This window comes from Pseudoalteromonas sp. GCY (genome assembly GCF_016695175.1).
Lineage (GTDB): Bacteria > Pseudomonadota > Gammaproteobacteria > Enterobacterales > Alteromonadaceae > Pseudoalteromonas.
Genome location: NZ_CP068023.1, coordinates 2,723,795 through 2,748,362 on the forward strand (window position 1 = coordinate 2,723,795; position 24,568 = coordinate 2,748,362).

27 protein-coding genes are annotated in these 24,568 nt (G+C 44.3%); 9 read left to right on the plus strand and 18 right to left on the minus strand.

From position 1 onward, the window contains the following. Position 1: 1 nt before the first annotated feature. Positions 2 to 829, plus strand: coding sequence for a 2,3,4,5-tetrahydropyridine-2,6-dicarboxylate N-succinyltransferase (gene dapD / locus JJQ94_RS17450; protein WP_010606766.1), 828 nt, complete (start codon positions 2 to 4; stop codon positions 827 to 829). A 47-nt stretch (positions 830 to 876) separates the two neighbouring features. Here the strand turns inward: dapD and JJQ94_RS17455 are convergent, their stop codons facing one another. The 11 genes from JJQ94_RS17455 to rpoE all read right to left on the minus strand — a co-directional run bounded on the left by JJQ94_RS17455 (position 877) and on the right by rpoE (position 11,497). After that, entirely contained in the window at positions 877 to 2,931 is a 2,055-nt protein-coding gene (locus tag JJQ94_RS17455; protein ID WP_099029290.1) for a TonB-dependent receptor, read from the minus strand. A gap of 80 nt (positions 2,932 to 3,011) precedes the next feature. Continuing rightward, positions 3,012 to 3,746: a pyridoxine 5'-phosphate synthase gene (gene pdxJ / locus JJQ94_RS17460; protein ID WP_039497125.1), complete on the minus strand. Its 735-nt coding sequence runs from the start codon at positions 3,744 to 3,746 to the stop codon at positions 3,012 to 3,014. A gap of 93 nt (positions 3,747 to 3,839) precedes the next feature. Continuing rightward, positions 3,840 to 4,532, minus strand: a complete 693-nt coding sequence (gene recO / locus JJQ94_RS17465; protein WP_099029291.1) for a DNA repair protein RecO — start codon at positions 4,530 to 4,532, stop codon at positions 3,840 to 3,842. After that, positions 4,533 to 5,432, minus strand: coding sequence for a GTPase Era (gene era / locus JJQ94_RS17470; protein ID WP_045989845.1), 900 nt, complete (start codon positions 5,430 to 5,432; stop codon positions 4,533 to 4,535). It abuts the gene before it with no gap. After that, the gene (gene rnc, locus JJQ94_RS17475) at positions 5,422 to 6,099 is read right to left on the minus strand and encodes a ribonuclease III (RefSeq protein WP_010371291.1); all 678 of its coding nucleotides are present in this window, start codon (positions 6,097 to 6,099) and stop codon (positions 5,422 to 5,424) included. The genes era and rnc overlap by 11 nt, the downstream gene beginning before the upstream one ends. Before the next feature lie 2 nt (positions 6,100 to 6,101). Beyond that, entirely contained in the window at positions 6,102 to 7,037 is a 936-nt protein-coding gene (lepB, locus tag JJQ94_RS17480; RefSeq protein WP_010371286.1) for a signal peptidase I, read from the minus strand. A 12-nt stretch (positions 7,038 to 7,049) separates the two neighbouring features. Next, positions 7,050 to 8,837 carry a translation elongation factor 4 gene (lepA, locus tag JJQ94_RS17485; RefSeq protein WP_099029292.1) on the minus strand — a complete coding sequence of 596 codons (1,788 nt, stop codon included), beginning with the start codon at positions 8,835 to 8,837 and terminating at the stop codon, positions 7,050 to 7,052. 59 nt (positions 8,838 to 8,896) lie between these two features. Continuing rightward, positions 8,897 to 9,355 carry a SoxR reducing system RseC family protein gene (locus tag JJQ94_RS17490; protein WP_099029293.1) on the minus strand — a complete coding sequence of 153 codons (459 nt, stop codon included), beginning with the start codon at positions 9,353 to 9,355 and terminating at the stop codon, positions 8,897 to 8,899. After that, a complete protein-coding gene (locus JJQ94_RS17495) occupies positions 9,352 to 10,302 on the minus strand; it encodes a MucB/RseB C-terminal domain-containing protein (RefSeq protein ID WP_010371273.1) in 951 nt (316 codons plus the stop codon). The genes JJQ94_RS17490 and JJQ94_RS17495 overlap by 4 nt, the downstream gene beginning before the upstream one ends. Beyond that, entirely contained in the window at positions 10,303 to 10,914 is a 612-nt protein-coding gene (locus tag JJQ94_RS17500; RefSeq protein ID WP_099029294.1) for a sigma-E factor negative regulatory protein, read from the minus strand. A gap of 1 nt (position 10,915) precedes the next feature. Further along, a complete protein-coding gene (gene rpoE / locus JJQ94_RS17505) occupies positions 10,916 to 11,497 on the minus strand; it encodes an RNA polymerase sigma factor RpoE (protein WP_010371267.1) in 582 nt (193 codons plus the stop codon). Positions 11,498 to 11,793: 296 nt separating this feature from the next. Between rpoE and nadB the strand changes: the two genes are divergently transcribed. Then, positions 11,794 to 13,395, plus strand: coding sequence for an L-aspartate oxidase (nadB, locus tag JJQ94_RS17510; RefSeq protein WP_099029295.1), 1,602 nt, complete (start codon positions 11,794 to 11,796; stop codon positions 13,393 to 13,395). A gap of 57 nt (positions 13,396 to 13,452) precedes the next feature. Here the strand turns inward: nadB and JJQ94_RS24380 are convergent, their stop codons facing one another. Both JJQ94_RS24380 and JJQ94_RS17520 read right to left on the minus strand, forming a co-directional pair. Further along, positions 13,453 to 13,806, minus strand: coding sequence for a protein YgfX (locus JJQ94_RS24380; protein ID WP_330873158.1), 354 nt, complete (start codon positions 13,804 to 13,806; stop codon positions 13,453 to 13,455). Positions 13,807 to 13,846: 40 nt separating this feature from the next. After that, positions 13,847 to 14,098, minus strand: a complete 252-nt coding sequence (locus tag JJQ94_RS17520; RefSeq protein WP_010371260.1) for an FAD assembly factor SdhE — start codon at positions 14,096 to 14,098, stop codon at positions 13,847 to 13,849. Between the two features lie 160 nt (positions 14,099 to 14,258). On the opposite strand from JJQ94_RS17520, the gene ygfZ reads away from it, so the two are divergent. Both ygfZ and JJQ94_RS17530 read left to right on the plus strand, forming a co-directional pair. Further along, positions 14,259 to 15,170 carry a tRNA-modifying protein YgfZ gene (gene ygfZ / locus JJQ94_RS17525; RefSeq protein ID WP_099029297.1) on the plus strand — a complete coding sequence of 304 codons (912 nt, stop codon included), beginning with the start codon at positions 14,259 to 14,261 and terminating at the stop codon, positions 15,168 to 15,170. Positions 15,171 to 15,181: 11 nt separating this feature from the next. Beyond that, positions 15,182 to 15,667, plus strand: coding sequence for an FKBP-type peptidyl-prolyl cis-trans isomerase (locus JJQ94_RS17530; protein WP_010371256.1), 486 nt, complete (start codon positions 15,182 to 15,184; stop codon positions 15,665 to 15,667). A 31-nt stretch (positions 15,668 to 15,698) separates the two neighbouring features. On the opposite strand, the gene JJQ94_RS17535 is transcribed toward JJQ94_RS17530, so the two are convergent. From JJQ94_RS17535 to JJQ94_RS17545, 3 genes are read right to left on the minus strand one after another with little or no spacing between them, the layout of a single operon-like run. Then, a complete protein-coding gene (locus JJQ94_RS17535) occupies positions 15,699 to 16,148 on the minus strand; it encodes a hypothetical protein (protein ID WP_099029298.1) in 450 nt (149 codons plus the stop codon). A gap of 11 nt (positions 16,149 to 16,159) precedes the next feature. Then, complete coding sequence (locus JJQ94_RS17540; protein WP_099029299.1) at positions 16,160 to 16,987, minus strand: DUF481 domain-containing protein; 828 nt, start codon at positions 16,985 to 16,987, stop codon at positions 16,160 to 16,162. A gap of 17 nt (positions 16,988 to 17,004) precedes the next feature. After that, a complete protein-coding gene (locus JJQ94_RS17545; RefSeq protein ID WP_010371248.1) occupies positions 17,005 to 17,322 on the minus strand; it encodes a DUF440 family protein in 318 nt (105 codons plus the stop codon). A 192-nt stretch (positions 17,323 to 17,514) separates the two neighbouring features. Here JJQ94_RS17545 and JJQ94_RS17550 point away from each other — a divergent pair, with 192 nt between their 5' ends. The 4 genes from JJQ94_RS17550 to JJQ94_RS17565 all read left to right on the plus strand — a co-directional run bounded on the left by JJQ94_RS17550 (position 17,515) and on the right by JJQ94_RS17565 (position 20,313). Further along, a complete protein-coding gene (locus JJQ94_RS17550; protein ID WP_099029300.1) occupies positions 17,515 to 18,312 on the plus strand; it encodes a crotonase/enoyl-CoA hydratase family protein in 798 nt (265 codons plus the stop codon). 111 nt (positions 18,313 to 18,423) lie between these two features. Continuing rightward, entirely contained in the window at positions 18,424 to 18,792 is a 369-nt protein-coding gene (locus JJQ94_RS17555; protein WP_099029301.1) for a CidA/LrgA family protein, read from the plus strand. Further along, positions 18,785 to 19,474, plus strand: a complete 690-nt coding sequence (locus JJQ94_RS17560) for an LrgB family protein (protein ID WP_099029302.1) — start codon at positions 18,785 to 18,787, stop codon at positions 19,472 to 19,474. The genes JJQ94_RS17555 and JJQ94_RS17560 overlap by 8 nt, the downstream gene beginning before the upstream one ends. Before the next feature lie 17 nt (positions 19,475 to 19,491). Continuing rightward, positions 19,492 to 20,313, plus strand: a complete 822-nt coding sequence (locus tag JJQ94_RS17565; RefSeq protein WP_099029303.1) for a mechanosensitive ion channel family protein — start codon at positions 19,492 to 19,494, stop codon at positions 20,311 to 20,313. A gap of 42 nt (positions 20,314 to 20,355) precedes the next feature. On the opposite strand, the gene JJQ94_RS17570 is transcribed toward JJQ94_RS17565, so the two are convergent. After that, complete coding sequence (locus JJQ94_RS17570) at positions 20,356 to 21,252, minus strand: mechanosensitive ion channel family protein (RefSeq protein WP_099029304.1); 897 nt, start codon at positions 21,250 to 21,252, stop codon at positions 20,356 to 20,358. A gap of 180 nt (positions 21,253 to 21,432) precedes the next feature. Here JJQ94_RS17570 and JJQ94_RS17575 point away from each other — a divergent pair, with 180 nt between their 5' ends. Continuing rightward, a complete protein-coding gene (locus JJQ94_RS17575; RefSeq protein WP_099029305.1) occupies positions 21,433 to 22,956 on the plus strand; it encodes an amidase in 1,524 nt (507 codons plus the stop codon). Positions 22,957 to 23,045: 89 nt separating this feature from the next. Here JJQ94_RS17575 and cysS read toward each other — a convergent pair whose 3' ends face one another. After that, a complete protein-coding gene (gene cysS / locus JJQ94_RS17580; RefSeq protein ID WP_099029306.1) occupies positions 23,046 to 24,425 on the minus strand; it encodes a cysteine--tRNA ligase in 1,380 nt (459 codons plus the stop codon). Positions 24,426 to 24,568 lie beyond the last annotated feature (143 nt).

A 24,568-nucleotide genomic window follows, 5' to 3' on the forward strand; every position in this document is an offset into this window, starting at 1 on the left:
TATGTCTGATTTAAAAACGACTATTGAAACCGCGTGGGAAAACCGCGATACCATTACTCCAACCACGGTATCAGACGAAGTAAAACAAGCGATTGTCAACGCACTGGAAATGCTAGATTCAGGTGCAGCGCGCGTTGCTGAAAAAATTAGTGGTGAGTGGGTTGTACATCAATGGTTGAAAAAGGCGGTGCTGCTGTCTTTTAGAATTCGTGACAACCAACCAATGAGCGATGGCGTTAACCAGTTTTACGATAAAGTACCATTAAAATTCTCAGACTATACGCCAGAGCAGTTCCAACAAGGTGGTATGCGCGTGGTACCAAACGCGGTAGCGCGTCAAGGCAGCTTTGTGGGTAAGAACGTGGTACTTATGCCGTCCTACGTCAATATTGGCGCATATGTTGATGAAGGCACTATGGTTGATACTTGGGCAACCGTAGGCTCGTGTGCACAAATCGGTAAAAACGTACACCTATCTGGTGGTGTGGGCATTGGTGGCGTATTGGAGCCGCTACAAGCCAATCCAACGATTATTGAAGATAACTGTTTCATCGGTGCACGTTCTGAAATTGTCGAAGGTGTGATTGTTGAAGAAGGTGCAGTTATCTCCATGGGTGTTTATATTTCACAAAGTACTCGTATTTACGACCGTGAAACTGGTGAAATCCATTATGGTCGCGTGCCAGCTGGTGCGGTGGTAGTACCAGGATCACTACCAAGTAAAGATGGATCTCATAGCCTGTATGCAGCAATTATTGTGAAAAAAGTAGATCAGCAAACTCGCGAGAAAGTTGGCATTAATGCTCTACTTCGCTCATTAGACGACTAATCGAGCGACTTTTCGATAAGGGAGCCTTATGCTCCCTTATTCATGCATTACCAGCGGTAGTCTAGTGAAACCAGAATGTTTCTTGGTCTTCCCGGAAAGTACCTTTCGCCACTAAATGAAGTGTAATCGGCACGCTCAGCATAACGTTCGTCGGTTAGATTTTTCACTCTCATCGTCAACGCCAAATGCGGATTTACCTGCCACTTTCCTCTTAAGCTCAGCAAATCGTGACCAGAATAACGATGAAGATTTTCGGGGTCAGTAAAATACTCTCCTACATGATGCCAAGCTAAAGACCAACTGAGGTTATCCAGTGCTTGCCAGTGCAATTGGGCGTTAATGACGTTCCTTGGTGCTGAATCTAGATCGTTGCCGTTTATATTGATGCCACCAAGAATATTATCTTGTTCATAGGTATGCCTAGCACGCGTTGCGGCGAGATTTACCTGCCAATGTGCTGAGAATGAATAACTCAACTCCAACTCCACACCTCGGTGTCTTGAGCGACCATCGTTGATATAGAAAAAGTCGCTATCTCGGAAGATCAAATTTTCTTTTTCCATGTCATAAATTGCGACTTGATAGCCAAGACTATCTGCACTCCCCTTTAGGCCAAGCTCGATATTGTCCGCCTTTTCTTCCTCTAGCGATGCTTTTACCTGCTCTCGCTGCAATTGATATAGCTCAGCAGTTTGTGGTGCGCGATAGCCTTGAGACACGTTAGCATAGGCAATATGCCGCTCAGTGAATGCATAGCTTAAACCAAATTTTGGTGAAAAATAAGCAAAGCTATCTTTGCCACTGGCTGGGCGACTATAACGACATCCTCCCATTGAACACACCGAGCCATCTTCTTTGGTGCGCCCAATAGGCAAAAAGTTGCGATAATCGTATTTCATTGACTCAAAACGACCGCCCAGTTCAACTAACCAGTTACCCTGTCGCCAACTGAGACTTGCAAAAGGCGCGAGTTGCCTTGCATCTACTTCATAGTCGTAATGCTTTCCTGTAGGAATAGTTGCCTGCAAAAATGCAGAGCCTTCAGTAGGCGTAGGCTGATACTGCAACATCTCGCCTCGGGTATATTCCGCATCCATTCCCCAATCTAGTTGTATTGAGTCACTTAATTCAGTGTGTATAAGCGTTTGCAACCCCACACCAGTTTGACCATTTTCTTCAAACGGCTTACCCGGCAAGAAATGCTTAACAAACTCCATCTCTTGCCAGCGTACATAAGGTTTTATCAGCACGGTGTTGTTATCATCAAAGTGCCCGGTTATTTCTGTCCAAGCTCTAAATGACTTAGCCTTTCTAAATGCTTCAGGGTTTTCGTTTTGCTTTGCCAATTGCTTATTTTTATAGCTGTCCACTCCTGTTACATAACCCGCCGTTTGCTGATCTAAGTGGGTATATGTCATTCCAGATACGACACCAATCTTCTCGCCTTCATATTGATGTTTGACGCTCAACTTTTGTTGCTCGACGCTTTCGTCGTCACGATAACCCGTGTCTTTTGTAAGGGTTAACGCAGCGCCCAAGCCAAGGGCTTTATCGCCAGCTTGTATCCGAGTTCGGCTATAACCATAGGAGCCGATATCTAATGCGATCCTAGGTGTCTTTTGAATGCGGTTTGAAGTAATCACATTAACCACTCCATGCACCGCATTAGAGCCATACAGCACGCTATTTGGTCCTTTTAACACCTCTATACGCTCAGCGGCTTCAAAGTGTGATTCAAAGAGTTCATTGATATTACAAAAGCCTGCGGCTCTAAGTGCAATACCATCTTCAGCCATTAAAATGCCGCCACATGCGCCTGCACCAGAGAGCACTTGTGAGCGCAATGCAGGTAGATACTCTTGACCATTACCATGTTGTACATTTGCGCCAGCAACGAGCCTCAACGCCTTTTCGATATGCGTGACGCCTGTGTCATCTAATTGAGCTTCTGTGAGCAAAGAGAGGCTTACAGGGCGCTCTCCTGCCGTCTCAGCCAACCTGGATGCCGTAGTAGTGATGATTTCAAATTCGTTGTTCTCTGTCGCTTCGCTAAATTGTGATGCAAGGGCACAACTTGCAAAGACCAACACCATTTTTTTCATTTTGATACCAATTGTATTAACTCGATTACAAGGCAAAAAGAAAGGGCTACACAGCCCTTCGTTTTCTTTACCACTAAGCGTTATGCTTGTCTCGCCTCTAACATCAAACGCTTCATATCTCGTACTGCCTTTTCCAGTCCATCAATTGCCGCTCGAGCAACAATAGCATGACCAATGTTAAGTTCGTAGATTTCTGGCATTTGTGCAATCGGTTTAACGTTATGGTAATGCAAACCATGGCCAGCGTTGACGATAAGACCTAGTCCATGAGCATACTTAACGCCTTCACGAATGCGTTCAAGCTCAGCGGTCATTTCGGTATCGTTCTCAGCATCAGCATAAGCACCGGTGTGGATCTCAATGTAAGGCGCACCGGTTTGCTTTGCAGCATCTAGCTGCTTTTTATCAGCGTCGATGAATAAGCTTACTTTGATACCTGCATCAGCTAGACGCTGAGTTGCCGCTGTGATCCTATCTAGATTACCCGCAACGTCTAAGCCACCTTCCGTCGTTAACTCTTCGCGTTTTTCTGGCACTAGGCAAACATATTCAGGTTTTACTTCGCAAGCGATGTCGAGCATTTCGTCAGTTACTGCGATTTCTAGATTCATACGTGTTTGGATGGTTTTTGCCATCACGTAAACATCGCGATCTTGGATGTGGCGACGGTCTTCACGTAAGTGAATAGTAATGCCGTCGGCTCCTGCGTGCTCAGCTACTGCAGCTGCATGTGCTGGATCAGGATAGCTAGTGCCACGCGCCTGACGAAGCGTTGCAATGTGGTCTACGTTGACGCCGAGTAAAATATCTTTCATCGTTTATCCCTTGATAATATGACGTAGCAAGTGGATTACCCACTTATTACCGCAATACCAATTTACCGATTTATACTTTTGATTAAATTGGTATTATTTCTTTGAAATAAATAGTTCTCTACTTTTCAGCCCTTGCTTGCCAACCAGCGGTGCCATTAACCTGCGTGTTAATAGCTTAGCAGCCTTTCTTACGGCAAGGTCTTGGAAATCTTGATTGGCAATGGCCAATAACATACTGCCCGGTATCGTATCAGGTTCACGACCGACTGCAATAAAACCGTACTCAGATACGTACTTATACGCGGCTTTTGGCCGCACTGGATTACCTTCTGCGTCAAACTCCAGTTCCACCCCGAAACCCAGCTCACCTAACAATTGCAACTCAAAGCTGCGTAAGATAGGTTCCACATCTTCGTCTTGGGCCAAACGCATTAAATGTAGCTGATAGAGCGCAAAGATCTGCTCTAGCGGTTCGTTGGTGGGTACCACGCGTTGTGTTAGCTCATTGAGATACAAGCCACAATATAACTGCCGCCCAACGAGTTGGATTTGATTGTCTGTGGGTTCAAAACGGTTTACGTATTTAAAATCGTATCTGCCTGCATATTGCAGTAAAAGTAATGAAAATGGCCGCAACTGGGCATTATGTTTGAGGGATTGCTTGCCCTTTACTCGGGCAAGCATTTTAAGTTGTCCAACGCCTTCGACCAGCACGTCAAGCAGTACCTGAGAATCGCTGTAAGGTCTGCGATGTAACAGATAGGCCTGTCGAAAGTCGCTATCCAATCAGTCTTCTCCGTACCCTAAGCTACGAAGAGCACGTTCGTCGTCTGCCCAGCCAGATTTCACTTTAACCCAGCATTCGAGATAGACTTTGTTGTCTAGCATGTTTTCAAGATCTTTACGCGCTTCGCGACCGATCACTTTGAGCTTTTCGCCTTTGTTGCCGATCACCATGCGTTTTTGCGATTCGCGCTCAACAAGGATCAACGCGTTGATCTGCCAAACGCCGTTGTCTTGCCACTTAAACTGTTCGATCTCTACCGTCACCGAATACGGTAATTCATCGCCCATAAAGCGCATCAGCTTTTCACGCACGATCTCTGCCGCCATAAAACGCATTGAACGATCGGTAACATAATCTTCAGGGAAATAGAATTCACACGCAGGTAAACGCTTGTGCACTTCTTCTCTGATCATATCAACGTTCTTACCTTGCTTCGCAGAGATAGGTACGATCCCGATAAAATCTCCCTGTTCGCTCAACCACTGAATATGTGGCATCAACAAGTCTTTATCTTTTACCTGATCGGTTTTATTCATCACCACCAAGATAGGACGACCACTGTCTTTAACTTTGGTCAGTACCATTTCGTCATCAGGCGTCCAATGCGTCCCTTCTACGACAAAAATAACCAATTCAACATCGCCGATTGAGCTTGATGCTGCTCGGTTCATTAAGCGGTTAATTGCACGCTTTTCTTCAATATGAAGCCCTGGGGTATCAACGTACACCGCTTGATAGTTACCCTCTGTATGGATCCCCATGATGCGGTGACGAGTAGTTTGTGGTTTACGCGAGGTAATACTTACCTTTTGCTCAACCAATTTATTTAATAGTGTCGATTTACCTACGTTAGGCCTACCGACAATGGCAATCATGCCGCAATGTGTATCAAGCGTCATTCTTTAATATCTTAAGCGCTTTTTCGGCAGCTTTTTGCTCAGCTTTACGTCGCGAGCTGCCTACTGAAATTATACTTTCCATCCCTTCCACTATACATTCGACCGTGAATGTTTGGTTGTGAGCTTGCCCTTTGGTATCTATTACAGTGTAGCCCGGTAAAGGTAATTTTCGAGCTTGTAGATACTCCTGCAGCAGCGTCTTCGGGTCTTTTTGATTATGACCAGGTGAAATCGCAGTTAAGCGTGATTCGTACCAACTTAGTACCAAATCTCTACACACGTCGATGTCAGAGTCTAAGAAAACGGCACCAATAATGGCTTCTACTGCATCTGCGAGCGTTGACTCACGGCGAAAACCGCCGCTCTTCAACTCACCTGGACCTAGGCGCAGATAATCACCCAGCGCGAATTCCACACCGAATTCCGCCAGCGTTTGACCACGCACTAACGTTGAACGCATGCGGCTTAAATCACCTTCACGCGCTTTTGGAAACTTGTGATACAAAGCATTTGCAATCACAAAGCTTAAAATAGAGTCGCCCAAAAATTCGAGACGCTCGTTGTGCTGGCCTTTGTGACTGCGATGCGTCAAAGCCTGCTCAAGCAGCGCCTTATCAGAGAAGTTGTACCCTATTTTATTATAAAGTTCTTCTACGTTTCTTTTCATTTTTACTGAATACTACCTAGGCGTTCAAAACGAACACCAGTTGGAACCCACCCTGGCAAAATGCTGTCTGGGCCATTATCAAAATCAAAACTTAACCAAATAAATACCGCTCTTCCAACCAAGTTTTCATCAGGTACAAAACCCCACATACGACTATCTTGGCTGTTATTACGGTTATCACCCATCGCAAAATAACTTCCCTCTGGTACTACCCACTCATCGCGGCGAGTACCTGGTTGTTGATAGTAGCGATCTGTTAACTCTAACACTTCAGGATTAATTAAGATATCATGCTCTACGTTTGGCAAATGCTCTGTTAGACGTACTAACTGCATCGGGCCTTGCGTAAACTCGTCACGATTTACAATGTCTACATCAATCTTGTTATATTCGCCACACGTCAAGCCATTCGCTTCGCTCTGCCCGTCTTCACACTTAGGTTTAATGTAAAGCTGACGATTGCGATAAACAATATGGTCGCCCGGTAAACCAACAATACGTTTGATGAAATCAATACGCTCGTCTAGCGGAAACTTGAACACCGCAATATCACCGCGCTCTGGCGTGCCCGTTTCAACAATTTTGCTACGCCACACTGGGTCTTTAATCCCGTAAGCATATTTTTCCACTAGGATAAAATCGCCATCCAATAAGGTTGGCATCATTGAGCCTGATGGAATTTGAAACGGTTCAAAAATAAACGAACGGAAAATCGTGATTGCGGCAATCATTGGAAAAATAGATTTCGCGTTTTCAACAATGGCAGGTTCAGGTGCGATTTCCGCAATGATATCGGCATCCAACTGAGTGTCAGACGCACCTTGCGCAATAGCAAGCCTAGCTTGTCTTTTTGGTGCATAAACCAAATGATCGATCAACCAAATAAGGCCTGAACCGACCGTGAGTAGCACCAATAAAATTGAAAAATAACCTGCCATTTGTATTTCCTGTTACTTACCTACTTTCAATATTGCTAAGAATGCGTCTTGTGGCACTTCAACGTTACCAAGTTGCTTCATACGCTTCTTACCTTCTTTTTGCTTTTGCAGTAGCTTTTTCTTACGGCTCACGTCACCACCATAACATTTTGCGATTACGTTTTTACGTAACTGCTTAACTGTACTACGCGCAATGACGTGATTACCAATTGCAGCTTGAATAGCAATATCAAACATTTGGCGAGGGATCAATTCTCTCAGCGCTTCAGCTAGCTGACGGCCACGCGTTTGTGAACCATCGCGGTGAACAATTATTGCAAGTGCATCAACACGGTCACCATTGATCAGAATATCCACACGCACCATGTCTGATGCTTCAAAACGCTTGAAGTTGTAATCAAGTGATGCAAAACCACGGCTGGTAGACTTCAACTTATCGAAGAAGTCCATCACCACTTCTGACATCGGCAATTCATAGGTTAACGCAACTTGCTTACCGTGATAGGTCATCTTGGTTTGCATACCACGCTTTTCAACACACAGTGTGATCACGTTTCCTAAATATTCTTGAGGAACCAGAATATTTGCTTCAACAATTGGTTCGCGAATTTCAATAATGTCGTTTACCGGTGGTAAATCCGATGGATTATCGATTTTCACCACACCATGCTTAGTCTCTACTTCGTAGATTACAGTTGGAGCCGTGGTGATCAGATCCATGTCGTATTCACGTTCAAGGCGCTCTTGAATAATCTCCATGTGGAGCATACCTAAGAAGCCACAACGGAAACCAAAGCCAAGTGCTGTTGAGTTTTCAGGCTCGAAGAATAGTGATGCATCGTTGAGGCTCAATTTATTAAGCGCATCGCGGAAGTTTTCGTAATCATCAGATGAAATTGGGAACATTCCCGCGTATACCTGAGGTTTTACCTTCTGGAAACCAGGTAAACGTTCAGCCGCAGAATCACGAGCCATGGTAATTGTATCACCAACTGGTGCACCATGGATGTCTTTGATACCTGCAATAACAAAGCCTACTTCACCCGTTTTCAACACACCGGTATTGGTTTGTTTCGGTGTGAAAATACCAACCTTATCTACTTGGTGAGCTTGCTCTGTAGACATGATCTTAATCTTTTCGCCCGCTCTTAATTCACCGTTTTTAATACGTACCAATGAAACTACGCCTTGGTACGGGTCAAACCATGAATCGATAATCAGTGCCTGTAATGGCGCATTTACCTCACCTTCTGGCGGCGGAATATCACGTACGATCACTTCGAGCACTTCATCAATGCCGATCCCCGTTTTCGCACTACAACGCACCGCTTCTAAAGCTTCAATACCAACGATATCTTCAATTTCTTCGGCAACGCGAAGTGGATCTGCCTGTGGTAAGTCAATTTTGTTCAGAACTGGAATAACTTCCAAGTCCATCTCAAGCGCAGTGTAACAGTTCGCTAATGTTTGTGCTTCAACACCTTGACCCGCATCGACAACCAATAGCGCACCTTCACAAGCGGCTAGAGAGCGTGAAACTTCATAAGTAAAGTCAACGTGTCCCGGCGTGTCGATAAAGTTTAGCTGGTAGGTTTCGCCATCTTTTGCTTGATAGTTAAGCGTTACACTCTGTGCTTTGATGGTAATGCCGCGCTCACGTTCGATGTCCATCGAATCCAGTACCTGCTGCTGCATCTCGCGGTCTGTTAAACCTCCACAAACTTGGATTAAGCGGTCTGATAGCGTCGATTTTCCATGGTCAATGTGGGCAATAATAGAAAAGTTACGGATATGCTTCATATACTGGATTCAATACTTCTGTTAGTCACAAATAGAGATTAAGGGCTCGATTTTACATTTTATTTAGTACAATCACCATCTATTTGCGTTATTGGTAGGCTAATTGGGTAAATTTTTATCACTTTTACCTGATGTTTGAGTTTATCCCCTTGGACTCTGGCGAAAAATAAACCGAGTGTAGCACTCGTAAATGCAATAAGTATCTGCAAAGGTTCATTAAGGCCAAGTACAAGGGCTGCGATAAACATGCCGGCAAAAGCAAAAAGCAATGGCATCATGTAAACATAAAACGCATGTTTCACCACATTAGTGTCGTCTAATGCCAACTTAATTTTTTGGCCAATTTCGACAGATTCCGTCAAATCTACAGGGAATTGTTTTTTGTGGGTGCCAAAGAGTTTGGCGAATACTTGGGAGCCGCACTTGCCGTTACAGCCTTCACAAGCGGGTTTTGGCTGTGCTTCTAAATAGACAGTTGCGCCTTTTATGGCGGCAACTGTCAGAGTTTGTTCTATCATAAAGGTCTTTTCACAGACTCAGCGATTGCTTTTGCGGTCATTGCTGGAATATTTCCAACTACAGATACATCAAACGCACCTGTGTTGTGCACGTACACCGTTGTCGCACCTGACGAAAGCGCTCCACTTGGGCGCTGGCCCGGTAAAGGACGTTGTACAAATACCGAAATATCGACAAGGCCGTCGGAAAACAAGTAGTAGTCTGCCAGCTCATTGTTTAAATCTAACTTATGTCTGTCAGATTTTAGCAGCTCAAAGCCCTGAGGTAACCAACCAATTTGCCAATTGTTTTTTGTGCCATTCTCAAGTGTCTTCAACAACCCAGATACAGCTTCAGGAAACTGCTTTTGTGAAAGTTCTAACAATTGCTCAGCAGGGGTCTCAGTCACGCTGATATGGGTAAGCTGAAGCTGCTCTAACAACTCGCCTTGTTGGTTTACGTAAGCGGATTTTAGCAACAGAGATGACTCAGTATCGATCCACAACCAGTAGTTGTACTTAGCGTCGTCCTTTGCTTCTAACCTGACAAGCTGAGCAGGTCTGTCAACTATCCGACCTTTTCCACCTAAGACAAAATCATAGCTTTCTTTGAGGCTGTCGATATTTTTGAATAAAACTTCGGGAATAGGACCTGCTATCGAATCTGTTTGGATGGTGTAAGGCTCAGACTTTGGTTCAAAATAAGTCACTTTGTCACCAATGCGGATCATTTCAAGTCCAGCACCATTGAGCAAACTTAAAAGCTCAAATTCAGTCCCATCTTGGTTACCATGAAGCCAACGGTAAGGCTCCATAGATTTTCCTTTCACCACGACAAACGAAGCATCAAAGTTTCTATGATGCACCGCTTCGGCCATGTCTTTTAGCAGTTGTTTGGCTGATACGCTTTCATTTGCCCACAGCCAACTAGAGAAAAATACACTAACTACAACTAACAGTGCTCTCATTTATTGCTCTTTTTCCTCTTGCTTTTCAGTGGTGTTGTTTTCACCAGATTGCTGCAGCGCATACGCCATGCGAGATTGTCTTTGATGCTCTAGCACCAATGCACCAATACGCTGCTGCTGTAACTCTCTAATGCCTTTAGCCGCTGATTCAAGCGCAGGCTCAGTTGATAAGCTAACAGGAGAAACGCCTCCGGCAAAAGGAGTAGATTGCAACTGTAACGTATCGCCCGCAGGTAAAGTTGCATCAGTGCTTAGCGTATTAACTCCAAGCACAGCAAACAAGGACACACTTGCCGCGATAGCCACTTGTGCAAATGGCTTACGCCATGCACTTAGCTCAATCACATTGCTCTTCGGCGTCGTTTCTTTCACTTGCTCAACGGCCGGCTCACTATACGTTTGCTCTTGTTCCAGTGCCGCTGCAAAGCTGCTGGTGATATCGATGCAAGGTGTGTCTTGCTTTTGACTACGCATTACATCACCAATCAAGGCATACCTAGCAAACTTTTGTTCGTCTAAACGAACATCAGTTTCAGCGTTGAGTGACAGATCACCGTCAAAAATTTGCGATGTCGTTAAATCTTCTGTCACTTGTTTTTCAGCTTGTGCCATATTAAGACTCACCTATTAATGGGTTCAAATTGTTATCTATCGCTTCCCTTGCGCGAAAAATTCTCGAACGAACTGTACCTACCGGACAATCCATAATGACAGCTATTTCCTCGTAGCTCATGCCCTCGATTTCACGCAAAGTGATTGCGGTTTTTAAGTCGTCAGGCAAGCGCTCAATAGTTTTGAAAATCACTGCTTTCACTTCGTCGCTTAACAATAGATTTTCCGGTGAAGCGTTCGATCTTAATTGGTCTGCACCATCATAAAACTCGGCTTCTTCCGCATCTACATCGTTTGCTGGCGGCTTTCGACCAAGCGCCACCAAATAATTTTTTGAACAGTTAACCGCGATTCTATACAACCAAGTATAAAATGCGCTCTCGCCCCTAAAGTTAGGCAACGCTCGATAAGCTTTAATGAACGTTTCCTGTGCCACATCTGCCACATCGCCTTGATTCGCTACATAACGAGAAATAAGCGCTGCGACTTTATTTTGATACTTGGCAACTAACAGGTTGAATGCGTTTTTATCTCCCTGTTGAACGCGTTTAACTATATCTAGATCTAAATCCTGCTCGCTCATTCGAGCCGGTACTCCTCTTTTTGCTTTTCTAAATCGTATCTAGTTGCCATCATTCACAGCTACTCTGACTTAGTACTGAATAAAAAGTTCTGTTTTTTTGTATTTTTTTTTAAAATAAACGAATTCATCCATCTTTGCGTACTAGTTCTTGGCTGCTTTTTAGCATTATTCCATTAGCAGTCACACAAAATGTTCTAAATGATTCTCATTAAACGGAACAAAGTCTCTGCCTTCTATGATAGCAGATGTGGTATAAATAGCAGAATTAAACGCAAAAACAGTAAAGATCTTCGAATATGAAAAATACGACTCACCACAATACTGATGTAGTCATTATTGGTAGTGGCGCTGCTGGACTCTCTCTTGCGCTCTCTTTGGCAAACCACTGTAATGTTACCGTGATAAGCAAAGGGGCGTTAAAAGAAGGCTCCACACTTTATGCTCAAGGTGGCATTGCCGCAGTATTCGATAAGAAAAACGACAGTATTGAATCTCATGTCGAAGACACACTTGCGGCAGGCGCTGGCTTATGTGACCGCGATGCGGTGCACTATACCGCCTCAAATGCAAAAAATTGCTTGAAATGGCTGATTGAGCAAGGCGTACCATTTGATATGGAAGTGGATAGCAAAGGGAAAGAGCGCTTTCATTTAACCCGGGAAGGTGGGCATTCACATCGCCGTATATTGCACGCAGCTGATGCAACGGGTAAAGCCGTTCAAACCACATTAATTAGCCAAGTGCAGTTACACCCAAAAATTAATATACTTGAGCAATACAACGCCATCGACCTCATCAAAGATAAACATGGTGACTCAAGCGATATCAAAGGTGTTTACGTCTACAATCGCAAAGCGGACAGAGTTGAGAGCATCTCGGCTAAGTTTGTCGCTTTAGCGACTGGTGGCGCAAGTAAAGTTTACTTGTATACCTCAAATCCAGATGTTTCTTCGGGTGACGGCATCGCAATGGCGTGGCGCGCGGGTTGTCGCGTAGCAAACATGGAGTTTAACCAATTTCACCCGACCAGCTTATACCACCCTGAGCTACAAAACTTTTTAATAACCGAAGCCATGCGCGGTGAAGGCGCTCTGCTTAAACGTCCTGATGGCACACGCTTTATGCCTGACTTCGATGAGCGCGAAGAACTCGCCCCTCGCGATGTAGTCGCCCGTGCCATTGACTATGAGATGAAGCGATTGGGTGCAAATTGCGTCTATCTGGATATCTCTCATAAAGACAAAGAGTTCATCATTGAGCACTTCCCTACGATTTATGCTAAGTGCTTAAGTGTTGGTTTAGATATCACCAAAGAGCCTATCCCTGTAGTGCCAGCGGCGCATTATACCTGCGGTGGTGTTATGACTGACTTTAATGGTCGTACTGACATCGACAATTTATATGCAATCGGCGAGGTGGCATACACAGGTCTACACGGCGCGAACCGCATGGCGAGTAACTCATTATTAGAATGCATTGTGTTTGCCCACGCTGCCGCAAAAGATATTTTAGCTAAAATCGATAAGAGTCCTGAGCCATCTAAGTTACCAGATTGGGACGAAAGCCGTGTCAGCGACTCGGACGAAGAAGTAGTTATCACCCACAACTGGCACGAACTTAGATTATTTATGTGGGATTATGTTGGCATCGTTCGCTCAACTAAACGGTTAGAACGTGCGCTACGCCGCGTTGAGCTATTGCAGCAAGAGATCCACGATTATTACGCCAACTTTAGAGTGAGTAACAACCTACTTGAATTACGTAACTTAGTACAAGTAGCTGAACTTATCATTCGCAGCGCGTTAGAACGTAAAGAAAGTCGCGGACTTCACTACACCATTGACTTCCCTGACATGGCTGAAAACCCCTCACCTACCATTTTGTCACCGACAAAATAATAATATTTGAATGTAGAGCATGTGCTGATTTTTATCGCCATGCTCTCTTCGCTGTTTCTAATTGGCTTGCAGCGCAGTGCGACAAAGTAAACGCCAGTCCGCTTCTGGTATTGCCCGTCGAGTTAAAAATATCTGCTGCTTAGCTTGGTTCGCATCCATGATTTTTAGCGCTATTTGACTATCAAACCATATGGTCGCACCAATAAGCTGCCCTTTGCAATTTATCGTTTGCGACTGTATTTCAACAAAGTTTTCCTTCGGGAGCATGAGTACAGTACCCGCCTTTGGCGTACGAGATAAAACAGTTTGCCAACTGCAATAACCCATCACGGCGAATACGATTGCGACTAACCACCACAGCGCAGGAAACAGCAGAAAAAGGATAAAAGCGAGGCAAGAAAAAAGAACCACAAAGAAGGTGTGGTTCTGAAGATTGTGTTGAAAGTCGACTCTATACGCGGATCCGATCAAGGATTAACTTAACCATGCGTTTTAGCTCTGGATCTGGACATTCTTCATGACCCATAAACCAAGCGAATAAATCTGGATCCTCACAGGTAACTAGACGCTGAAACACGTACTTACCTTCGTCGGATAGCGCGTCATAAGCCTGCTCAACAAACGGCTCTAAAATAACGTCCAGCTCTAACATGCCACGACGGCAAGCCCATTTAACTCGAGCTTTAGGCAGTAACTCAACCATAAACTGATTAACCCCTCATAAACTATTGAGAAAATTATACCCACTGTGCAGAACATATGCCATAAAACTTATAGAAATGGCACATTGAAATCGTCCGTCCCTATCTCCACTTATGATTTTACGGTAACATTACGAAAACACTTTAATAGGGATCAACATTATGTCAATTGCTCGTGCTTATGCGCTTCCGTTCAAGGTTATTCGCATTTCAGGACAAGATAAACTTAGCTATTTGCACGGTCAGGTTACTCAAGACATTAACCTTATCAAAGAAGATAATTTTATGTGGTCTGGGCATTGTAGTCCTAAAGGCAAACTTTGGTCTGTGGCGCGCTTAACTCGCTATCAAGACGACTACTTGATGCTTGCAGGTGTAGCCGAAGCTGAAGCATCACTTCGTGAGCTAAAAAAGTACGGCGTTTTTGCCAAAGTTGACATTGATTTTGCTGACTGCGAAGTCTTTGGCTTAATGACTCAGGACAGTAAAGCGCTTGCTACTGCCTTTGGCGTTGAGCTTTCGTCTGACGCAAGCGCTGTTGATGTTGCCAACGGCAAGCTGTTAAAACTCGCAGACGAGCGCTTTGTCTTTCTCGCGTTCGAAGGCGCAAGTTTACCAGCGGAAGTGGAACAACAAAGCAATCCAGCACCGTTTATTGCGGCCAGCATTTTAGCAGGTGAGCCAAGTCTTGATGCAGATCATGTGGACGAATTTGTACCACAAATGGTTAACCTTCAGGCCCTTAACGGGATCAGCTTTAAGAAAGGTTGCTATACTGGTCAAGAAACCGTAGCTCGTATGCGCTATCTTGGTAAAAACAAGCGTGCCATGTACATAGTGACAGGCAATGCTGCAGAGCGCATCGAAGAGGCAGACATTGAACTGCAGATTGAAGACAACTGGCGTCGTGGTGGCAAGGTTATTCAACAAACCTTTGATGCTAACAGCGGCCGTTATTATGCGCTGGCTGTGATGCCAAATGACACACCACAAGACGCAGTGCTAAGAGCAAAAAATTCACCAGAGGTGAGTCTTACTATTCAACCTCTACCTTATTCTTTAGAAGACAACTAACGGGATCTTATATGATTATTGGCCCTAACTCGGTAGTGACAATCCACTACTCAGTTCAAGACAAAGACAACAACACGATTGATAGCACATTTGATGATGAGCCTGTGATAGCGATGCTTGGCTCAGGCTATCTGATCCCAGGTCTTGATGATGCCCTACAAGGCAAACAAGCTGGTGACACTTTCAGTGTGACCATAGAGCCACAAGAAGGCTATGGTGAACGCTTTGACGAACTGACTCAGGCGGTTCCTAAATCAATGTTTGAAGACATGGAAATCGAAGTGGGTATGCAATTTAGAGCTACCACCGACGAGGGCGACCAAATCGTTGTGATCATTGGTATCGAAGACGAAGAAGTCATTGTTGACGCGAACCACCCGCTTTCTGGGATCACGCTGAACTTTGACGTTGAAGTGCTTGAAGTACGTGAAGCTACAGCTGAAGAAGTTGCCCACGGCCATGTTCATGGCGAAGGCGGTTGTGGTCACGACCACTAAGATTAGTCGAGTTACTAATAGAAAGCGCTGATCATTCGGCGCTTTTTTCTTGTTTAAGTTTACTTTCCATTGCCTTAACCAAGTTGGCTTGGTCATTAGTTCCTAAGCGATATTTAGTGCCGTCCTTCATCACCACTTCGAGCGCCTTGAATCCAGCAACTGTGTATACCCAACCGTCTGTACTGATCCGCATGCCAATGCCATGACGTAGAGAGTTAGTCACGGGCTGAACATAGTCAATATCGTCAAACTTTAAGGTCATTTTGGCGACCGACGGTCCAAACCACCAGCTTAACGTTTGTTGCTCTTGGTTCACTTGAATGGTTAAGCCGTAAAAAATAAACGCAACAAGCGCGAGGATCACCAAAAAGCTGACAAAGGCGAGATTGCTACCAGTTAGGAAAATTGCCAATATGGTAAAACTGGCGATAAAGGCTAGAAACAGCCATATAACCCATGCAAACTGTGTATTTTTATACATCGATAATCTTCTTAATCAAAGCTGTAAACTAATGTAGCACCAAGTTCTGTGTCTACCTTTTCTTTTTCATTTTCTGGCTGCGAATTATAACGGTAAATAAAAGCAAACTTCAGCGCAATACCACCAATCACTTGTGTGACTAGCGCAGACTCAGCAAACAATCGGGAGTTTAAACCTGACAGCGATTGCTCAAAACTGACGTCTTGATTAAAGCGGGTGCGCTTTGAAACGTTTCTTTCCCACTGCAATGCCATACGCAAAAGCTGGCCTTGCTCCGTTCTATCTTCTTCCGGCTCAAGCTCGATTTCGTTATCCACACGAGAGATGGACATACCGGGACCGATGTCGATATCTACAGTGTTCTTTCGTCCCTCGTACACACGATTGCCATAACCAAGCGCAAATGTCGTGGTGTATTCCTTGCCATTAAACCTGTCACGCTCATAGTCGCCGTACATAAAGAACGAAGCGTTATCGTCCCCTAGTTTGTAGTTACCTTGCGCTGAACCAAAGTAGCGCGACGCTGAGACATCTTCGACGTCCGTTTCTGTATTTTGCTCGCGGCGATAAAGGCCATTAAATTTAAATTGGTTACGCCACTTGGGGAAATCTTGGTAGAGATTACTCTTTAACTTAAATGACGTGTTTTGCGTATTACCTTTGTTAACGATAAAGCCAAACTCAACGTCACCGTATAGCATCTCGCCCTTGTGTTTTTGATGAATTTCGTCATCGGGCATTTTGCCATATTCGTGAAAATCTTCGAATGGATCCGTAGCTAAGCTTGGTAACGAAACTAAGCCAACTGCAAATAAAGTGAAAGTTCTAAAAAACGGCACTGATAACTACTTTCCGGTTATTGCTTCCAAATAATATGACAAAACGGCGCATCTAAATCTCTGCTAATTAGGATTTTTGCGTACACCTGATCCGAGTCATCAAACTCGATACCAACCAAAACCTGAACGAAGTGCTCTGGCTCCGCTTCTTGTTCATAAGCAGTTATGCTCGACCAACTCTCGTCCGGCTCACTTTCTTCAATGAAACCACGATCTTCGCGATGTTCGTTGAACATATTGATATCGTGTTCTTCAAGATTATCAGGGGCCAACTCAAGGAAGATATCATATGCTTGGTGAGTGGCTTCTTCTATGCTACAAAGTCTCGCTGTCATGGACGCTAGCCTGTTGTTTTAAAGTTGGCGCAATGATAGCAAAATGAGGTAAAACATAAATACATAGTCGCGATAATCAAACAGAAAATAACGCTAAATGACGAACAAATTATCTGTAAAAGTTGAATGTTACACCGCTTTTGAGTTATTACTCTAAAACTATCGCATAAAACCCGCAGGGAGCATCTCATCATGATTTCATTTTCCGAAGCGAACAACATCGCATTTGTGACCTTATCTCGACCAGAAAAACAAAACGCGCTGTCTGTTGAAATGTTTGTTGGTTTAGATAATGCAATAAAGAAAATTAGAAAAAGCAAATCAATTAGAGCTGTCGTTATCCAAGGTGAAGGCGCACATTTTTGTGCAGGTCTAGATGTAAAAAGCGTGCTGAATAAACCTTCTGGGATCATCAAGCTACTTAAAAAATGGTTACCTGGTAATGCTAACTTAGCACAAAGAGTCGTACTCGGCTGGCAAGCTTTACCTGTTCCTGTCATCGCCAAGATCACAGGCAATTGTTTAGGTGGTGGCTGTCATATTGCATTAGGCGCGGACATTCGTTTAGCCGATAACAGTGCGCAGCTTGCCATTATGGAAGCCAAATGGGGACTCTGCCCTGACATGGGCGGCAGCTTACTTTTTCCTGCCACAATTAACAAAGATAAGGCATTGCTGATGACAGTCCATGCACAGAGAATAGACGCCCAGCAAGCACTAAAGGACGGTCTCATTACTGAGCTCTGTGATGATGTTGACGCTAGACTCTCAGAATTACTCACTCAATTTACCGCACGCTCGCCAGATGCCATTGCTGCAATTAAGAAAGTGTATAATCGTGCCTACAACCAGCCCGCCCGTAAACTGTTATGGTTAGAAACATGGTCACAAATCAAATTGCTCGCAGCTAAAAATACCAAAATTGCGATGAAGAACGCTTCTATAACAGATGACAATAAAAAGCCATTTTTGCCTCGCATGAAGTGGTAACGCTAGATTGAATGCCTGTTTGCCCAAAGTATAATGGTCATCGCAAAACGAATGTGTACAATTAAGCGACATACATGTTAGAGCTATTTCGGGGCAGAGGATTTATATTTAATGGTACACAGAGCGAAGTTGATATTACGATTTGCACTAGGCTTTGCCATCATTTTGGCGTGCCTCTTCGGCGCTAAATGGATAATTCAGCTTAGTGCTTTACAGATCCCAGCCGCCCTACTTGGCATGGTGTTTCTCGTCATACTCCTTGCCACAAATATCATTAAAGTAGAGTGGTTAGCACCTGCAGCAGAGCCAATCTTAAAATATATGGCGCTGTTTTTCATTCCAGCGGGAGTGGGCTTGGTAGAGCATCTCAGTTTATTTCAATCCCACTGGCTTATGCTACTGTTATTGCTAGTTGGTGTACCAACAATAAGTCTTGTGTTGTTAAGCCCTATCGTTAAGAGTATCAAGTTTCGTGATTAATTTGTTTATGGTATCAGCGCTCACTGTCCTGTTATTTTTTAGTGCACGTAAACTATATCAGCGCATCTCCTTACCGATATTGAACCCTGTGCTGATCTGCATTTTGGCTATTTCGGCATTTCTACTACTCACGAAGTTCGACTACAAGGTATATCAACAAGCAACGCTACCAATTCATTACTTGTTAGAGCCAGCGGTCGTTGCACTCGCCTACCCTTTGTATAAACAATTTCACCAAATTAAACCGGTATTTTTTGCATTGTGTTTAACCAGTTGGTTGGGTGTCTCACTGTCTACGTTAAGCGCTTTTCTTATTTGCCAGTTTTTTGCTGCCGATCCGCAGCTCTCAGCTTCAATGGCGGCCCTGTCGGTTACAACACCAATCACCCTACTCATTAGTGATTATCTCGGGGGGATCCCCGCTATTGCAGCGATTATGGTGATACTAATTGGTGTATTTGGTGGCGTGTTTGGACTACATATTTTGCACTGGTGTAAAGTTGACCATATGCAAGCGAAAGGCACCGCGCTTGGTGTTGCATGCCATGCGATAGGCACAGCCGCAGCGATAGAGCATCATCCCATGGCTGGCGCTTTTGCTTCAGCGGCAATGACAATTACCGCCATGATAACTGCACTTTGGGTGCCTTTGTTTTATCATTGGTTGGCTACTCTAATTTAATAACTCGGGATACGACTGTGATCAATCAAGAAATCGAGCAAATCGAACACTATTACAACATTATTCGAGAGTATCTGGTGACGTACAGTTTCCAATTGCTCGCTGCGATATTCATCTTCCTTCTCGGTTTGTGGTTATCAAGAAAGCTGTCTAAAGCGACTGAAAACTTGATGCTAAAACACAATATCGATCCTGCTTTAACCAACTTTATTGGCAATGTGATCAAGGTGCTTATCATTGCCATGTTTGTGATTATTTCTCTTGGCAAGGTTGGCATCAGTATCACACCGTTCGTCGCCGCCATCGGTGCCGCGTCTTTGGGTGCAGGTCTTGCACTGCAAGGTATGCTGGCAAACTATGGCGCAGGGCTTGCTATCATTGCTACCCGCCCATTTGTGATTGGCGATACCATCAGCATCAAAGGCGTTAACGGCCAAGTTAAAATGATTGAGCTTGGACATACCACGCTCATCAACGAAGACAAAGTAGAGATCACTATCCCGAATAAACATGTGGTGGGAGAAATTCTCCATAACTCGTTTGCAAACTCTCTGGTTAAAGGTGAAATAGGGATAGCTTATGATGCTGATTATCAAGGCGCATTAACACTTATCAATCAGGTACTCGCTGATAATGCTAAGGTCAGTCAAGACCCTAAGCCTCAAGTGGGGATTGAGGAATTTGCCGACAGTGCAGTGATATTGAGCTACCGCTACTGGGTGCCTACAACTTCACTTATCGAAACTAAATTAGAAGTGAATCAAGCGGTGTTTGCCGCAATTAAAAATGCGGAAATCGAAATTCCATTCCCGCAACGAGTGGTTAAAATCATTCAGTGAGTAAACTCACTAACGGCTAGCACCCTAGCCGTTATTCTACACTCAGTTTTCATCAGACTTTTCCATAGAAAAGCCACTGCGCAAATGAAGATCGCGCTGTGGAAACGGGATCTCAATTTGATATTTGCGAAAGGCATCATCGATAGCCCAGAGGTAATCAGAAACCAGTGCTGTTGGCCGCTTTACCTGCTCAGGTTGCACCCAAACTCCTAGCGTGAAATTCAAGCTACTATCACCAAACCCTGTCATCCATACCGTTGCTTCTCGCCCCGGCGTATTCAAGGTATATTGGACATTTTTGGCCGCTTCCAATGCGGCACGCTTCACCTTCTCTTTATCGCTGCCGTAGGCCACTGAAAAAGGAATACGGAAACGACGATATTTGTCCGACATTGTCCAATTGGTAATTGTATTTGACACCATTTCCGAGTTTGGAATAAGCAGGTCGACGTTGTCATTTGTACGGATCCAAGTTGAGCGCATGTGAATTGCTATCACCTCCCCCACCACCCCATTGGTCAGCTCAACAAAGTCCCCAACTTTGACGGTTTTCTCTAGCAGTAACACCAGACCAGAGACAAAGTTATTCACGAGACCTTGTAGGCCCAAGCCAATCCCAACGCCGAGTGCACTGGCAACAAGCGCCAACTCAGTGATCTCTATTCCTAAGGCCGTCAGCGCAATAATAAGACCAATAAATAATACGATGTAGTGAATGATCCTGCCTATCACATAGGCTGAGGTATGCTGGATCACCCCTTGTCTCGAAGCAAGACGATTAAATGCTAGTCGCAGGATCTTGGAGATCACCAAAGTTGCAACGATTACAGCGATAAATGAGAGTGCCTCTCCCACCTCTAATGAAAATTTACCTAATGAGAATAGCTTTTGATCAAGCCACGGAATATCTACGTCTATATCTATTGGTGCTTTTATCATGGTTATATTTTTTGTTATCTCGTAAAGTTAAGTGTGTGTGGCTAGCAGCAAAAATACAAGTTTTAAAGGCGCCTAAATCATGCTTTGTTCAGGCTACTCGCTTGACCTTTTACAAGGCTCGTGACTAAATAAAGGACAAATAAATAACAATAATACTACTGCGGATTGGTAAAATACGTCATGAAAAAATCCCTACTCGCTTTAACCACTTGTCTCGCGCTTGCGTTGCCAGCTTACAGTCAATCGCTTGCGGACCTTACCACGCTCGAAGCACAAACCAAAATACAAAATCGAACTTTATCGGCAACGCAACTCACTGAGTTTTATTTAAAAAGGATTGCACAACTTGATGACAGTGGTCCTATGCTCAATGCCGTGATCACGCTCAATCCCAACGCATTACAAGACGCTAAAAAGCTTGATGCCGAACTACGCGCGGGAAAATATCGAGGGCCACTTCATGGCCTGCCAGTTATTGTTAAAGATAATATCGACACTAGAGCGCCAATGGCAACAACCGCAGGCGCGCTCGCCCTGCAACACAACGTCAAAACCCAAGCTGCGCCGCTTATCATCCAGTTAGAACAAGCCGGCGCTATCATCCTTGGCAAAGCCAATTTAAGTGAATGGGCAAACTTTAAATCAAGTTTCAGCTCGAGCGGCTACAGCACGCTCGGTGGTCAAACCAAAAACCCGTATGTGTTAGATAGAACACCATGTGGCTCAAGTTCAGGCTCTGCCGTTGCCGTCTCCGCAGGTCTTGCACTGCTCGCCATAGGCACAGAAACTGACGGCTCTATTGTTTGTCCTTCAGCACATAATGGTGTTGTAGGTATTAAGCCGACTGTCGGTTTAGTTTCTGGTGAAGGCATTGTTCCTATTAGTCATAGCCAAGATAGCGCTGGCCCTATGGCAAAATCGGTGATGGGCGCCGCCTTATTGCTCAATGCTATCGTTACCGATGCAAAACAGCCGATTGATTTTACCCAAGGCTTAAATACCGCCAGTTTCAAAGGCAAACGAATTGCTATCACCAGTCATCTTGGTCAGTTTCCACCTGCAGTTCAAGCGGTATTTGCAAAAGCCGTTGCAACCATGAAAGCAAATGGCGCAGAAATAATTGAAGGGTTAGACTTACCTGAGCTGGAAGCTTTAGGCTCTGCCGAATTGGATATTTTGCTCTATGACTTCAAGCATGATCTCAATGCTTACCTTGCCACGACACCAGAGCAGGTAAAAGTAAAAAACCTAAACCAGCTTATCCAATTTAACCAGCAGCACCCCTCCACCACTGAGTACTTTGACCAATATTTGATAGAGGAAGCTGCAAAGAAAGGCGATATCACTGAACACCGATATCAAGAAGCCCAAGCTTTAGTTAAAAAATTTGCCCGCCAACAAGGCATTGATAAAATAATACAAGAACATCGCCTTGACGCATTTATCGCACCAACGAATACCCCGGCTTGGAGTATCGATATCATTAACGGTGATAATTTCTCAGCCTCGTCGTCATCTCCTGCCGCGATTGCAGGATATCCAAGCATTACCGTACCGATGGGTTTCCATCACGAGCTACCGCTGGGTATTTCTTTCTTCGCTGAGGCTTATAGCGAAGCGAAATTAATCAAGCTTGCCTATGCTTTCGAACAGTTGACTAAAGCACGCAAATCGCCTGAGTTTAAGGCGACATTAACGCCATAAAAATAATAGTGACGTTATAAATAAAAATGCCTTCACACCGATTGATGTGAAGGCATTTTTATTTGCGTATCTTGTTGGTACCAAGAAGGTTAAGCTTTACGCCAAGTTGTTTTTCCCGCGCTATCTTCTAACACAACGCCTAAGGCAGTTAGCGCATCACGCGCTTCATCCGCTGCGGCCCAATCTTTATTTTCGCGAGCGGTGCGACGCTTTTCAATCAATGCTTCGATTTGCGCTACTTCGTCGTCGTCTTGTTCGCCCTGTAAGAAAGATTCAGGGCCTTGCTGTGCAATACCTAAGACTTCCGCAAGTTTCACAAGAATAAATGCGTGCTCACCAGCAGCTTTTGCGTCACTATCTTTTAAGCGATTCACTTCTTTTGATAATTCAAAAATCACTGGCAGTGCTTCTGGCGTGTTGAAGTCGTCGTTCATTGCTGTCTCAAAACGTTCAACGTAAGCATTACCTTTAAGCTCGACTTCCACCAGCTCAACGCCACGTAGCGCAGTGTAAATACGCTCAAGCGACGAACGTGCTTGTTCAAGGTTTTCTTGTGAGTAGTTTAGCTGGCTACGATAATGACCATTGATCAAGAAATAGCGTACTGTTTCTCTATCAAAGGCTTTAAGCACTTCACGTACGGTAAAGAAATTACCAAGAGACTTAGACATTTTCTCTTTGTTAACTTGTACCATACCGGTGTGGATCCAAGTATTCACATAACGGCCGTTATTTGCGCAGCAAGATTGAGCAATCTCGTTTTCATGATGCGGGAATTGCAGATCTGAACCCCCACCGTGAATATCAAAAAATTCACCCAAATGCTTTGAACTCATTGCGCTACATTCAATGTGCCAACCCGGACGACCTTCGCCCCACGGAGATTGCCACGCAGGCTCACCCGCTTTGGCTTTTTTCCACAATACAAAGTCGAGCGGATCATCTTTGTCTTGCGCTACTTCAACGCGCGCACCCGCTTGTAGCATTTCTAAATCTTGCTGAGATAACTGACCATATTGCTCAAACGTTGAAACATCAAACAATACATCCCCGTCCTTCGCAACGTAAGCATGGCCTTTTTCAATCAAGCGCGCGATCATCTCGATGATTTCGTCCATATGCCCTGTTACCGTCGGCTCAATATCCGCAGGTAGCATATTCAACGCAGTAAAGTCTTCATGCATGGCTTTAGTCATGCGAACGGTTAGATCATTAATCGACTCTTTGTTTTCCGCGGCGCGTTTAATGATTTTGTCATCCACGTCAGTAATATTACGCACATATGTGACGTCATAACCTAAATAACGTAAATAACGGTTCATTACGTCAAATGAAACGTAAGTGCGTGCGTGTCCTACATGACAGAAATCATAGATAGTGATACCACACACGTACATATCAACCTTGCCTTCTTTGAGCGGTTTAAAAGGGGCTTTTTGGCGAGTGAGTGTGTTGAAAATCTGCAACATGTAGTTTTCTTCCTAAGTACGGTTCATTTTTTAACAAAAGTGCTTTTAATCATACCACCTGCATAGCAGCGCCTCTAGATTTTAATAACGAATTGCAGCAGATTTTTGATTTTTTACGCTGATTTTTAAGGAATGCTTTTTCA

Coding starts and splice junctions, on each gene's coding strand:
- JJQ94_RS17570 (WP_099029304.1), bottom strand. CDS start 21,252: ATGATAAAAGCACCAATAGATATAGACGTAGATATTCCGTGGCTTGAT.
- pdxJ (WP_039497125.1), bottom strand. CDS start 3,746: ATGAAAGATATTTTACTCGGCGTCAACGTAGACCACATTGCAACGCTT.
- rpoE (WP_010371267.1), bottom strand. CDS start 11,497: ATGAGCGAGCAGGATTTAGATCTAGATATAGTTAAACGCGTTCAACAG.
- rnc (WP_010371291.1), bottom strand. CDS start 6,099: ATGAAAAGAAACGTAGAAGAACTTTATAATAAAATAGGGTACAACTTC.
- era (WP_045989845.1), bottom strand. CDS start 5,432: ATGACGCTTGATACACATTGCGGCATGATTGCCATTGTCGGTAGGCCT.
- JJQ94_RS17495 (WP_010371273.1), bottom strand. CDS start 10,302: ATGAGAGCACTGTTAGTTGTAGTTAGTGTATTTTTCTCTAGTTGGCTG.
- JJQ94_RS17530 (WP_010371256.1), top strand. CDS start 15,182: ATGATTATTGGCCCTAACTCGGTAGTGACAATCCACTACTCAGTTCAA.
- JJQ94_RS17550 (WP_099029300.1), top strand. CDS start 17,515: ATGATTTCATTTTCCGAAGCGAACAACATCGCATTTGTGACCTTATCT.
- ygfZ (WP_099029297.1), top strand. CDS start 14,259: ATGTCAATTGCTCGTGCTTATGCGCTTCCGTTCAAGGTTATTCGCATT.
- JJQ94_RS17520 (WP_010371260.1), bottom strand. CDS start 14,098: ATGGTTGAGTTACTGCCTAAAGCTCGAGTTAAATGGGCTTGCCGTCGT.
- JJQ94_RS17555 (WP_099029301.1), top strand. CDS start 18,424: ATGGTACACAGAGCGAAGTTGATATTACGATTTGCACTAGGCTTTGCC.
- nadB (WP_099029295.1), top strand. CDS start 11,794: ATGAAAAATACGACTCACCACAATACTGATGTAGTCATTATTGGTAGT.
- lepA (WP_099029292.1), bottom strand. CDS start 8,837: ATGAAGCATATCCGTAACTTTTCTATTATTGCCCACATTGACCATGGA.
- JJQ94_RS17500 (WP_099029294.1), bottom strand. CDS start 10,914: ATGGCACAAGCTGAAAAACAAGTGACAGAAGATTTAACGACATCGCAA.
- JJQ94_RS17535 (WP_099029298.1), bottom strand. CDS start 16,148: ATGTATAAAAATACACAGTTTGCATGGGTTATATGGCTGTTTCTAGCC.
- JJQ94_RS17545 (WP_010371248.1), bottom strand. CDS start 17,322: ATGACAGCGAGACTTTGTAGCATAGAAGAAGCCACTCACCAAGCATAT.
- JJQ94_RS17455 (WP_099029290.1), bottom strand. CDS start 2,931: ATGAAAAAAATGGTGTTGGTCTTTGCAAGTTGTGCCCTTGCATCACAA.
- JJQ94_RS17490 (WP_099029293.1), bottom strand. CDS start 9,355: ATGATAGAACAAACTCTGACAGTTGCCGCCATAAAAGGCGCAACTGTC.
- cysS (WP_099029306.1), bottom strand. CDS start 24,425: ATGTTGCAGATTTTCAACACACTCACTCGCCAAAAAGCCCCTTTTAAA.
- JJQ94_RS17575 (WP_099029305.1), top strand. CDS start 21,433: ATGAAAAAATCCCTACTCGCTTTAACCACTTGTCTCGCGCTTGCGTTG.
- lepB (WP_010371286.1), bottom strand. CDS start 7,037: ATGGCAGGTTATTTTTCAATTTTATTGGTGCTACTCACGGTCGGTTCA.
- dapD (WP_010606766.1), top strand. CDS start 2: ATGTCTGATTTAAAAACGACTATTGAAACCGCGTGGGAAAACCGCGAT.